Source organism: Mycobacterium sp. NTMscope_Eco_3 (genome assembly GCF_976985685.1).
Map to the genome: position 1 here is coordinate 4,798,534 of NZ_CDRJYZ010000001.1, position 11,075 is coordinate 4,809,608.

The following is an 11,075-nucleotide window of genomic DNA, read 5'->3' on the forward strand; positions in this document are numbered from 1 at the left end:
GCGTTACCTGCGCGGCTAACCGTGTTTGGCGGTGGTGGCGGCGTTGGGATCGGGTCGCCCGAACTTGTCGGTGGTGGCTGCGATGATGAGGTCATGTTGTCGACCGCATGCGCTGACGCCGGGGTGGTCACTGCGAGTGACCGTCTTGAGGTGTTGTTCGGAGAGTTGGCGGAGTTGAGCGGTCAGCGCAATGCGATTGATGGGCGCATTGTGGAGATCGTCGCCGAGATCGATCGTGACCAATTGTGTGGTGTGACCGGGGCGCGGTCGGTGCCGGCGTTGGTGGCCTGGAAGCTGGGCTGCTCGTCGGCAAACGCGCACACGCTCAGCGCCATTGCGGGCAGGCTGCAGGAGTTTCCGCGCTGTGTTCAGGGTCTGCGGGAGGGTCGGTTGTCGGCCGATCAGGTCGGGGTGATCGCCGCACGCGCGGGCGAGGGATCTGATGAGCATTACGCGCAGCTGGCCGCGGTCGCCACGGTCGGCCAGCTGCGTACGGCGGTCAAGCTGGAGCCGCGACTCGAACCTGAACCTCGGTCCGAGTCCGAGTCCGAGTCCGAGTCCGAACCACGGCCCGCCCCCGAGCGCGAGCGTTCGATCACCGCGACCGCCACTGAGTGGGGCGCCTGTTATCGGATCATGCTGGGCCACTTGGATGCCGCGAAGTTCGATGCCGCGTTGGCCTCGCATCGTGAGGCGCTGATCGCCGAGTGGAAACACGACCACGGCGAGGAGGCGGGCGGTTCGGATCAGCGGCCGCCGTTGCCGAGCACGGTCGAGGCGTTGATGCGCCTGGTCGAGGCCGGGTGGGACGCCGAGGCCACCCGCCGGCCCCACGGGCAGCACACCACCGTGGTGGCCCACCTCGACGTCGAGCGGCGCGTGGCGGCCCTGCATTTGGGTCCGCTGCCCGATGCCGAACGGCGCTTCCTGACCTGTGATGCCACCTGTGAGGTGTGGTTTGAGCGTGAGGGGCGGGTTATTGGTGCCGGGCGGGCGACGCGGGTGATCAACCGGCGGCTTCGCCGCGCGCTGGAATACCGCGACCGCACGTGCGCGGTGCCTGGCTGTGGGGCCACCCGGGGCTTGCACGCCCATCACATCTGGCACTGGGAAGACGGAGGCCCCACGGAGTTGGCCAACCTGGTGCTGGTCTGCCCGTACCATCACCGGTTGCATCATCGGGGTGTTATCACCATCACCGGACCCGCCGACGCCCTGACCGTGACCGACGACACCGGCCGAATCCTGAGCCCGGGATCACTGGCGCGCCCACCCACCGGGCCCCCACCCGCGGTGGCGCCGTGTCCGGGACCGACCGGCGAGCGCGCCGACTGGTGGTGGTATGACCCCTTCCAACCCCAACCACCACCGACAAACAACTAGCTCGGTTCGTGGTACTGCCGCCGATCAAACACTTTGCAGCATAGAGGAATTCGATGCATGCCAGCACACTCTCGGGGTCTGGGTTGTGCCGACGGGAAACCGCCACTACGGCATCCGGGTGCGATGCCTCTTGTCGTGTGAGGGCACGCCGTTGACCCCGCCGATGGACTCGGCGTAGCTGCCGACCGCGAACCCGACGCCAGAACCCATGATCCCCAAGGCTTCCCGGTTGATGTTGTCGACGGTGTCGCGCGGGCTCTGGAAGTTCGGATCGAACGGCAGGCCCGCCTGGCCGCCCCACAACCGTGCCTGCACGGTGGTTTTCAGCTGCGAGGAACCGGTCGTCAGGCCCCCGATCGGCACGCCCGCAACCATGAAGGGGTGATAGTCGGCCCGGGAATTCAGCGGCATGTCCGCGGGGCGCTTGCCGGCCAGGTTCAGATAGCCGGCCAGAGTGCGCTCGATGCCCGCTGAGCCTTCGGGGACATCCGCGGCGAAGACGCCGGGCCCGGGCGGGCCGGATTGGTCGCCGTCGTCGGTGAAGAAGCCGGCGTTGGGCGACCCCAGCGCGGTGAAATTCAGATAGAGCGCGATGTCGTTGAGCTGATCACGGCCCATGCCGAACACGTAATCCATGACCCCGTTGAGCCCCTCGGATTCGGCGCCCCAGAACACGAACCGCACCGCGTTGTTCACCGGGGCCAGCGGGCCCAGCTGGCGCGCCGCCTCCAGCACCGCGGCCACCCCGGAGCCGTCGTCGTTGATGCCGGGTCCGGCGCGCGAACCGTCGAGCTGCGCACCCACCACGACGACCTCGTGGGGCGACCCGGACTTGGTCTGTGCCACGACATTTCGGGATGTAATCTTGGTGTTGACGGCATCCAGCACCAAGCGGATCGGCGCGGTCGCACCGGTCAGTGCGGCGGCACCGTTGGGGTTGACGACGGCGACCGGAACGGTCAGTTGCTTGAAGTAACCGGGGCTGAACAACGTGGGCGGAGCTCCGCGCCCGTTGGGGGCGCTCAGCACGATCAGCGCGCTCGCCCCCTTGGCCAGCGCGCTGTTCTGTTTGTCGACCACCGAGCAGCGGGTGTCGTCGACGACGGCGATCGCGCCCTTGGGCACCGCGGCCGGGTAGTCGTGGGCCGCGCAACCCGACGGCTGGGACGGCCGGATCGGTTGCCCCGTCAGGCCGCCGGGCGGTGTCTGGACCAGCAGCGAGGCCTGGTCGACGGGATAGGTGCGGCCCGCGACGATCAGTGACGGCTTACCCATAGACACGGTGTACAGCCGATCGAATTGCGGCGTCTGTACGTCAAAACCCTTGTCGCGCAACGCCTTGGCCACGTAATCCACGCTGGCGTCGAAGCCCGGCGTGCCGTCGGCACGGTTGCCGCCGTGGGCGTTGGCGATGTCCTGCAGGGCGCGCAGGTGGGTGACCATGCCGTCGACGGTGATCTTCTTGGCCAGGCCGTGCCCGAGATCGGGTGTCGCGGTGGGCGAGCCGGGCCGCGCCGGCGAGCACCCGGCCACCAGCGCCGTGATCAGCAACAGCGTTGCGCACAGGCGGGAACTCATGACTTGGTGAGGACGTGCCGGGTGCGGTCCTCCATGGCGGGGACACCGTTGTGTCCGCTGAGGTCTTGAGCGTAGAGCCCGACCGCGTAGGCCACCCCGCTGCCGTTGATTCCCAGCGCGGTGCGGTCGATGTGATCGAGAGTGTCGCCCTTTTGGTGGTAGTTGGGGTCGAACGGTTGGTCGGCGGTCCCGCCCCACAGCTTCGCCTGGTCCGCGGACATCTTCCCCTCGGCGCCCGAGAACAGGCCGCCGGCGGGGATGCCCGCCAGGGTGAATCCGTCGTAGTCGGACCGGCCGTCAAAGGAGGTGTCCTGTGCGGTCTTGCCGGCCGACTTCAGGTAGGCGGCCAGCGTGCGCTCGATGCCGGCCGAACCTTCGGGGACCACCGGGCGGCCGCGGGCGTCCATGGGCAGCGATTGGTCCCCGTCGTAGGTGAAATAGCCGGGGTTCGGCGACGCCAGCATGTCGAAGTTGAGGTACAGCGCAATGTTTTTGAGCGCGGCCAAGTCCAGCGACTCGACGTAGTTCCGCGACCCGATGAGCCCGAGTTCTTCCGCACCCCAGAAGCCGAATCGCAGCCTGTTGTGCACGGCGGGCGAACTGCCCAGCTGCACAGCGGTTTCCAGCACCGCGGCCACTCCCGATCCGTTGTCGTTGATCCCCGGACCCTCCGGGACGCTATCCAGGTGCGCCCCCGCCATCACCACGTTGGCGTCCGAACCGGTTTTGGTCTGCGCGATCACATTGCGGGCCTTGAAACTTTGCGCGCTGGCATCGAGCTTGATGGTGGTGGGCCCCGGCTGGCCGCGCAATTGCGCCCCGGTGGACTTCGTCACGCTGAGCACCGGGATCTTCACCTCGGTGGTCGGGCCGAGCGTGCCGCCCATCTGCTCCTCGTCGACATTGTCGGCGATGATCATCGCCACGGCCCCGCGCTGCGCCGCGACGTCCTCCTTCTGCGCGAACGGGCAGGTGCCGCGATCGACGAGCACCACCGCGCCCCGCACCGGGAGATCGCCGTAGTCGGAGGCCGCGCACCCCAAGGTGTTCGCCGGCGCGGCGACCAGCGGCCCGCTCACCCCGCCCGGCGGGGTCCCCAGGCTGAAGTCCAGCGCGCGCGCCTCCACCGGCTTGCCGGCGACGGTCATCTCCGGCTTCTCGGCGTGGAACACCCGCGCCGAAAACTCGGGCGTTTGCACGTCAAATCCCTTGTCGCGCAGGGTTTTCACCACGTAGTCGACGCTGGCGTCGTAACCTGGGGTCCCCACTGCCCGGGTGCCGTTGCTGGCATTGGCAATGTCTTGCAGCTTGGACAGGTGGGCCATCATCGCATCGGTCGTCACCTTGCCGCGCAACGCGGACGCGAACTCGTCCGCGCCCGTCGGCTGCTCCGAGCCGGACCGCTGCGAGCAACCGGTTGAGAATGCGGTCAGGGCGATCACGGCGAGCGCCGCCGGCAACGTCGTGAGTTTTTTCACCATCGCGCCCCAGGTTAGACCGCGGGCCAAGCGGGCGGGATCAGGACACGTCGGGATCAGACATACAGCGCTGTGAAGGGCGCAAAGGGGATGTTGCGCACCACGAACCATGCCAGGACCAATGACAGTGTGACGAGGGCGGCCCAGCGGCGGTGTTGCCAACTGCGGGCCCGCCGCCCCACCACGTGCCCGTAGGTCCAGGCCAGGTACGCCCACACCAACAGCACGACCGCCGCCAGGCCCAGAGCGTTGTACCTGGCGGCCGCCAACACGTTGCCGTGCATGAGGGAATACAGCATGCGCAGGCTGCCGCATCCGGGACAGTCGATCCCCAACAACGCCTTGGTGGGGCATACCGGCAGCGGGCCGTTCGGGGTGGTCGGGTCACCCGCCCAGATGGCGGCGCACATCAACGTCGCGGATGCGGCCACCACCAGTGGTGCACCCAGGCCCGCGTGCGCCGCCCCCCGGCGGGTCACCATCTCGAGACCCTCGCTTTAGTACATCGCGGCAAGCGCCGCGTTGGTGTCCGTGTTCAGCGCGCCGACCGACATCAAGATGACGTAGATGATGCCGACGACGACACCGATGGCCGCCGACCAGATCGCCCATTTCTTGGCGCTCTCGGCCGATGCCTGCGCCTCGGCGTAGCGACCCTGCGCCCACAACCCGTTGACCTGGCTGGATTTGACGATCGCCACGATCCCGAACGGAAGACAGCAGAACAGCGTCACCAAAATCGACCACACCAGATAGTTATTCGGCGCTTGGGCGGCCGGCTGCTGCGGCGGGTACCCGGGAGGCGGCGGGGGCGGCGGTTGTGTCATGGATTCTCCAGTCAAGGGAAGTTAGCTGGCGTAAAGCGGTGCTAACCATACCCGCTCATCCCCGCGTCGGCACTAGCAATGAAAAAATCTGATCCGGGCTACGGTTGTGGCGCCGCATCGACGGCTCCGCCATATCGGCGCGAAGGCCCGATTAACGCCCGGTCTCAACGTCATTCGATATCCGCCGCGGCGAAATGCGCGCCGCCACCGTTGCCCTGGGCCTTTGCGGCCGATAACCGGAAACGATGCCCAGACAGACAATTGCCGCCGGAACGTGTTGCATTACCACGACATAGCCCTACTATCCGTGTTAGCAACGGCCGTTAAGGAGCCATTCATGTCTGATTTCAGCAACGCGCTGAAGGCGGCGATGGCGACGGCGTTCACGGGCTTGTTCGCGTTAGCGGGCAGCGTCGCGGCGGCCGCGGACCCGGCCGGCACCGGCAACCCGTCGGACATCAACACACTGGCGGCCACGCTGTCGAAGGGCTACGGCCTGAACAACTGCACCGCCCAGAACATCGACCGCGGCAGGCAGTTGGCCGTATTGGCGTGCGGACAGAGCCCCGACCCGAAAGGACCGGCACAGGCCAAGTACGTCCTGTTCACCAGCGCCGACAACCTGGCCACCGCGTTTCGGGCGACCATCAAGGAGGACGTCCTGAGGCCGTGCGGGGACGCCAACCAGTCGCCGTCCAGCTGGCACAAGGACGGTTCGGGCGCCAGCGCCGGGCAGGCGGCGTGCGGCACGTACCAAAACGCCGCCGAGATCATCTGGACGACGGACGCCAAAAACACACTGAGCTACCTGCGCGCGTCCAACACCGACGTCAACGCGCTCTACCAGTGGTGGCGCGCCAACGGTTGACAATCTTCTTGGGGGGCAAGGGGTTTCTGCACTAACCACCAACAACCGCAGGGAGTCAACATGTCACATCTGATCACCGCGCTGCGAGCTATGTCGGCCGCAGCTTTCACAGGCGGTTTGGTTCTCGCAGGCAGCGCCACCGCGGTCGCCGAACCCAATACCGGTAGCGCGACGGACATGAACACGCTGGCCGCTTCGCTGTCGAAGGGCTACGGCCTGAACAACTGCAAGCCGCAAGAGCTCACCGAAACCGGTGAACTCGCCGAACTCCTGTGCGGGCAGAGCCCCGACGCGGGCGGTCCCGGTTCCGGTGTCTACGCGCTGTTCTCCAACAGCACGAACCTGGGCTCGGCCTTCAGTTCCACCATCAAGGACGTGTCCCTGGCCGCGTGCGGGGACGCCGGGCAGTCACCGGGAACGTGGAAGCAGAACGGCCAGACCGGCGGCCAGATCGCCTGCGGCACTTACAAGAACTACGCGACGTTGACCTGGACCACCGACGCCAAGAACGTGCTGGGTCACCTGACCGCGGCCAACGCCGACGTCAACGCGCTCTACCAGTGGTGGCGCACGAACGGCTGACGTTTACAGTTGAGCCGCAATCAAATCCGCTACCGCGCACATCCCGGCGGGGTTCGGGTGCAACGGTGCGGGGCGACCCGGTAGCGGAACACCGTAACGCGCCGGCAGCGTCGTCCAGGGCTCTGCCGACCAGGCGTGGTGCTCGCGGCTGGCCGCGGCGGCGTGGATGATTCCGCAGCCGGTCGCCGCGGCGGCGTCGGCCGTCATCCTTTCCAGCGTGTCGGCGACGTGCCGGCCCAGGTCGGCGTCGGCGGGCGACAACGGTGGAGCCGGCGCGCCCGCGGGCGGCAGCATCGTCAGGTAGTCGACGAAAAAGATCCGCGCGCCGGCGGATCGCTGACGCACCGCGCGGCCGACAGCACACAGCGATTCGAACACCGCGTCAAGGGCCTGATTTCGCGCGTCGGTGTCGAGCAGTTCGCGGATGCGGTCGCCCAGCAGCGGCACGCGACGCAGCGGGCGCGGCAGCGAGGCCGCCATCAACAGCGGTACGTAGCCGACGTCGTTGCCGCCGATGGTGACGGTGACCAGACTCTCCGAGCCGTCCAGCGCGTCGATTTGCGGCGGCGCGCCGCGTTGACGCTCGGCGAGGACGTTCGCGGTGGTCGCACCGGAGAAGGTCACGTCGACCAGGTCGTAGTCGTATCGCCCGGCGATCAGGTGCGCATAGTTGCGCGCGGAGCGGCCCGACCACCGCGGGGCTCGCGCGGCGCGCGGCCGGATGCCCGGACCGGCAGCCATCGAACTGCCCAGCGCGACATAGCGTTTCATCGGCTCAGGCTCAATTGCGCGGCTCCTCAGCGGCCCGCATCGTCGCCGTGCCAGGGCTCGAGGCCTGCGCCCAGAACCGCTTCGGGATCCGCCCGGCCCGCCGGGCCAGATAGCCGGCGGTGACGGCGGCCGACATCGCGGCGGCCATCGCGGCGGGATCGGCGGCGCGGGTCACCGCGGAAGCCAACAGCACGGCGTCGCAACCCAATTCCATGGCCAGCGCGGCGTCGCTGGCGGTGCCGATGCCGGCGTCGAGCACCACCGGAACATGGGCCCCGACGACGATCATCTCGATGTTGTGCGGATTGGTGATGCCCAGCCCGGTCCCGATCGGCGAGCCCAGCGGCATGACCGCCGCGCATCCGGCGTCCTCGAGCCGGCGCGCCAGCACCGGGTCATCGTTGGTGTAGGGCAGGACGACGAACCCGTCGTCGACCAATTGCTCTGCGGCCCGCACCAATTCGATCGCATCGGGCAGCAGGGTGCGCTCGTCGGCGATCACTTCGAGCTTGATCCAGTTGGTGTTCAACGCCTCGCGCGCCAGCTGCGCGCTGAGCACCGCCTCGGCGGCGCCGCGGCATCCCGCGGTGTTGGGCAGCGGCGTGATGCCCAGCCGGTTGAGCAGATCGAGCAATCCGGTGCCACCCTCGGCGTCCACCCGGCGGATCGCGACGGTGGTCAGTTCCGTACCCGACGCGACCAGCGCCTCTTCCAGCACCGCCAGGTTGCTCGCTCCCCCGGTCCCCATGATGAGCCGCGAGGCGAAGCTGCGGTCCGCGATCGTCAGTTTCGAGTCAGCCACCTTGCACCGCCGTCACCACCTCGAGCCGCACGGGAGCGCCGGGAAGCTCCGAAAGCTCTGTCGCCCAGCGCGATCGCGGCAGCACGGCGTCGTCCATCGCCACGGCGATGCCGCGCTCGCCGAAGCCCAGGGAGTCGAGCAGCGCGGACACCGTGGTGTGCGGGTCGACGTCGACCTCTTTCTCGTTGACCAGTACGATCATTGCGCCGCTCCTCCTCATCGCTTCGCTCTGCATCGTCGCAACGCGGACCATCATTGCGCCGCTGCTACCGGGGCCAGTTCGGAAACGATCTGTTCTGCCGTCCAGGGTGCCAGCAGGAACCCCGACCGGCCGTGGCCCGCCGCGACCAGCGTGCGCGCGTCCAGGCGATGCACCAGCGGCAGATTGTCGGGTGTCATCGGGCGCAGCCCGGCGCCGCACTCGGCCAGCTCGTATTCGCCCAGGGCCGGCAGCACCGCGCAGGCGTCGTCGAGGAGGTCACGCACCCCCGAGACGACCGGGGCGGTGTCGCGCCCGTGTTCGTATTGGGTGGCGCCGACCACGACCCCGTCCGCGCGCGGCACCAGGTAGACCTGCCGCCCGTGCACGCGGGCGCGAATGACCCGCCGCGGCAACGGCATACAGCCCTTCCTCCACCGCAGCCGCAACACCTCGCCCTTGACCGGGCGCACCGGCAGCCCGGGCCACAACGCCGGTGCGTCGATGCCGTTGGCGATCACCACCGCGTCGGCCTCGACCGCCGACAGGTCGTGCACCGGCGGCGCCCACCGCACCCCGAGACGCTCGCACTCCGTCTCCAGCGCGTCGAGCACCGCCCGGTTGTCGACGGCCAGCTCGGTGGGCGCCCGAAAGCCGTGCCGGATGCCCTGCGCCAGTAGGGGTTCCACGTCGCGGGCGGCCGACTCCCAGACCACGGGATGCCCCTGCGCGGACAACCAGTCCGCGACCGTGCGCAGGTCGGCGGCGTCGGCGCGGTCGACGGCCACCACCAGCGACTCGCGAGCGGTGACCACCCCCGCCGGCAGGCCGTCGAGGAAACCGCCCTCGCGCCACAGCCGCAGGGATTCCAGGCCCAGCCGCAACAACCGCTCTTCACCGGGCCAGCCTTCGCTGTGCGGCGCCAGCATGCCGCCGGCAACCCAGGATGCGCCCCGCTCCCCGCTGCGGTGCACCCGCACCGACCAGCCGGCCTGCGCGGCGCGGCGCGCCACCGCCAGCCCGATGACGCCGCCGCCGATGACGGCCAGCGACCCCAGCGGTGGCCCGGAGGGCATCCCGGTCATTGTCGAGCCTCCCTTCGCCGGCATGATCCGGATCAGGTGTGACGGTAAGGGCAGGTCCTCGCGGCTGTGCCCACTCTCAGCCCCGCTCCCGGGACTCCCGTGTCTGGTGGTTCTTCGCGCTCCACGCTAGCGCGCTAGCGTCTCGGTGTGCAGCGTCCCGTGGATAGCCGACCCTCCGCTCTGGCCACCGCGCGGCTGTACCTGTGCACCGACGCGCGCCGCGAGCGCGGCGATCTGGCCGAGTTCGCCGACGCCGCGCTGGCCGGCGGGGTGGACATCATCCAGCTGCGCGACAAGGGATCCGTCGGCGAGCAGCGGTTCGGGCCGCTCGAGGCGCGCGAGGAGCTGGCCGCGTGCCAGATCCTGGCCGACGCCGCCCGTAGGCACGGCGCCCTGTTCGCGGTCAACGACCGCGCCGACATCGCCCGCGCGGCCGGCGCCGACGTGCTGCACCTCGGACAGGGCGACCTGCCGCTGGACGTCGCCCGCGACATCGTCGGGCCGGACGTGCTGCTCGGGCTGTCCAGCCACAGCGTCGCGCAGGCGACCGCGGCGGCAACCAGCGAAGCGGACTACTTCTGCGTCGGCCCCTGCTGGCCGACGCCCACCAAGCCGGACCGCGAGGCCCCGGGCCTGGGACTGGTCCGCGCCGCCGCCGAGCTCGGGACCGGCAAGCCGTGGTTCGCGATCGGCGGCATCGACGCGCAGCGGCTGCCCGAGGTGATCGACTCCGGGGCCCGCCGCGTCGTGGTGGTGCGCGCGATCACCGCGGCCCCCGACCCGAGGGCGGCGGCGCGGCGGCTCAGTTCGGCGCTGGCAGCAGCGAGCTGATCCGGCGGCTCAGCTGCGACGGCGCTTGGTCGGCGTCACCGGGCATGCACCACAAGAAGACGCCGTCCTCGACCTCGATCGTGCGGGGCAGATACTGCCGGCGTTCGTCGCCGTGGCCCAGCGGCAACAGCGCCGGCGCGGTGCGCAGCCGTTGCCAGCTGGCCGCGAAGCCCGGGTGCAGCGGCAGGTCGGCCACCTCGTCCTCGGCGACCCAGCGCATCTCCGCGCTCTCCCGGTTGGGCACGGTGTGCAGCAACTCGTCGGCGTCGGCGACGACGGTGGTGTAGCTCCATCGGGTGCCGCCGATCCCGGCGACCTCGGCGGTGACCAGCGTCGCGCGCACGTTGAGCCGCTCGGCGAGCAGCCCGGCCTCCTCGTTCGCTTCGCGGACCGCCGTCTGCTCGGGCGTTTCGTGGCTGTCCCGGGCCCCGCCCGGCAACCCCCACGTCCCGCCCTGATGGCTCCACACCGCGCGGTGTTGCAGCAGCACCGCGGGCATGCCGTCGGGCCGCGGGGCGCGCAGCAGCAGACCGGCGGCGCCGTACCGGCCCCAATAATGGGCGCCGCGCTCCGAGATCACCCAGCCGTCGCCGTCGCCCTGCACGGATCAAGGATAGGCAGACTTGGTTCTCGGCGGTCTTCGGCGCGTCGGCAATTGCGTCGGCCTCCAC

13 protein-coding genes and 1 riboswitch are annotated in these 11,075 nt (G+C 69.4%); of the genes, 4 read left to right on the forward strand and 9 right to left on the reverse strand.

The window, feature by feature from the left end; genetic code table 11:
- Positions 1–93: 93 nt before the first annotated feature.
- Entirely contained in the window at positions 94–1,383 is a 1,290-nt protein-coding gene (locus tag AC0KTM_RS22245; RefSeq protein WP_472416677.1) for an HNH endonuclease signature motif containing protein, read from the forward strand.
- 105 nt (positions 1,384–1,488) lie between these two features.
- Here AC0KTM_RS22245 and AC0KTM_RS22250 read toward each other — a convergent pair whose 3' ends face one another.
- The 4 genes from AC0KTM_RS22250 to AC0KTM_RS22265 are packed head-to-tail and all read right to left on the reverse strand — an operon-like array spanning position 1,489 to position 5,266.
- Positions 1,489–2,961 (reverse strand): M28 family peptidase, encoded by a 1,473-nt coding sequence (locus AC0KTM_RS22250; protein WP_238956964.1) that lies wholly within the window; start codon positions 2,959–2,961, stop codon positions 1,489–1,491.
- The gene (locus AC0KTM_RS22255; protein WP_472416679.1) at positions 2,958–4,442 is read right to left on the reverse strand and encodes a M28 family metallopeptidase; all 1,485 of its coding nucleotides are present in this window, start codon (positions 4,440–4,442) and stop codon (positions 2,958–2,960) included. The genes AC0KTM_RS22250 and AC0KTM_RS22255 overlap by 4 nt, the downstream gene beginning before the upstream one ends.
- 53 nt (positions 4,443–4,495) lie before the next feature.
- Positions 4,496–4,921, reverse strand: a complete 426-nt coding sequence (locus AC0KTM_RS22260; protein ID WP_472416681.1) for a DUF2752 domain-containing protein — start codon at positions 4,919–4,921, stop codon at positions 4,496–4,498.
- 15 nt (positions 4,922–4,936) lie between these two features.
- Positions 4,937–5,266, reverse strand: a complete 330-nt coding sequence (locus AC0KTM_RS22265) for a CD225/dispanin family protein (protein ID WP_225328223.1) — start codon at positions 5,264–5,266, stop codon at positions 4,937–4,939.
- Between the two features lie 337 nt (positions 5,267–5,603).
- Here AC0KTM_RS22265 and AC0KTM_RS22270 point away from each other — a divergent pair, with 337 nt between their 5' ends.
- Positions 5,604–6,134: a serine/threonine protein kinase gene (locus AC0KTM_RS22270; RefSeq protein ID WP_225328224.1), complete on the forward strand. Its 531-nt coding sequence runs from the start codon at positions 5,604–5,606 to the stop codon at positions 6,132–6,134.
- 60 nt (positions 6,135–6,194) lie between these two features.
- Entirely contained in the window at positions 6,195–6,716 is a 522-nt protein-coding gene (locus tag AC0KTM_RS22275; protein WP_225328225.1) for a serine/threonine protein kinase, read from the forward strand.
- A gap of 3 nt (positions 6,717–6,719) precedes the next feature.
- On the opposite strand, the gene AC0KTM_RS22280 is transcribed toward AC0KTM_RS22275, so the two are convergent.
- The 4 genes from AC0KTM_RS22280 to thiO are packed head-to-tail and all read right to left on the reverse strand — an operon-like array spanning position 6,720 to position 9,564.
- On the reverse strand, positions 6,720–7,487 hold the full coding sequence (locus AC0KTM_RS22280; RefSeq protein ID WP_238956967.1) for an SGNH/GDSL hydrolase family protein: 768 nt from the start codon (positions 7,485–7,487) through the stop codon (positions 6,720–6,722).
- A gap of 10 nt (positions 7,488–7,497) precedes the next feature.
- Positions 7,498–8,289: a thiazole synthase gene (thiG, locus tag AC0KTM_RS22285; protein WP_472416683.1), complete on the reverse strand. Its 792-nt coding sequence runs from the start codon at positions 8,287–8,289 to the stop codon at positions 7,498–7,500.
- The gene (thiS, locus tag AC0KTM_RS22290) at positions 8,282–8,491 is read right to left on the reverse strand and encodes a sulfur carrier protein ThiS (RefSeq protein ID WP_225328228.1); all 210 of its coding nucleotides are present in this window, start codon (positions 8,489–8,491) and stop codon (positions 8,282–8,284) included. The genes thiG and thiS overlap by 8 nt, the downstream gene beginning before the upstream one ends.
- A gap of 50 nt (positions 8,492–8,541) precedes the next feature.
- The gene (gene thiO, locus AC0KTM_RS22295) at positions 8,542–9,564 is read right to left on the reverse strand and encodes a glycine oxidase ThiO (RefSeq protein ID WP_238957402.1); all 1,023 of its coding nucleotides are present in this window, start codon (positions 9,562–9,564) and stop codon (positions 8,542–8,544) included.
- A 1-nt stretch (position 9,565) separates the two neighbouring features.
- A riboswitch (TPP riboswitch) is annotated at positions 9,566–9,684 on the reverse strand.
- 48 nt (positions 9,685–9,732) lie between these two features.
- On the opposite strand from thiO, the gene thiE reads away from it, so the two are divergent.
- On the forward strand, positions 9,733–10,404 hold the full coding sequence (thiE, locus tag AC0KTM_RS22300; protein ID WP_425326362.1) for a thiamine phosphate synthase: 672 nt from the start codon (positions 9,733–9,735) through the stop codon (positions 10,402–10,404).
- On the opposite strand, the gene AC0KTM_RS22305 is transcribed toward thiE, so the two are convergent.
- Positions 10,376–11,008 carry an NUDIX hydrolase gene (locus AC0KTM_RS22305; RefSeq protein WP_472416685.1) on the reverse strand — a complete coding sequence of 211 codons (633 nt, stop codon included), beginning with the start codon at positions 11,006–11,008 and terminating at the stop codon, positions 10,376–10,378. The two genes, thiE and AC0KTM_RS22305, sit on opposite strands and share 29 nt — an antisense overlap.
- Between the last annotated feature and the right edge of the window lie 67 nt (positions 11,009–11,075).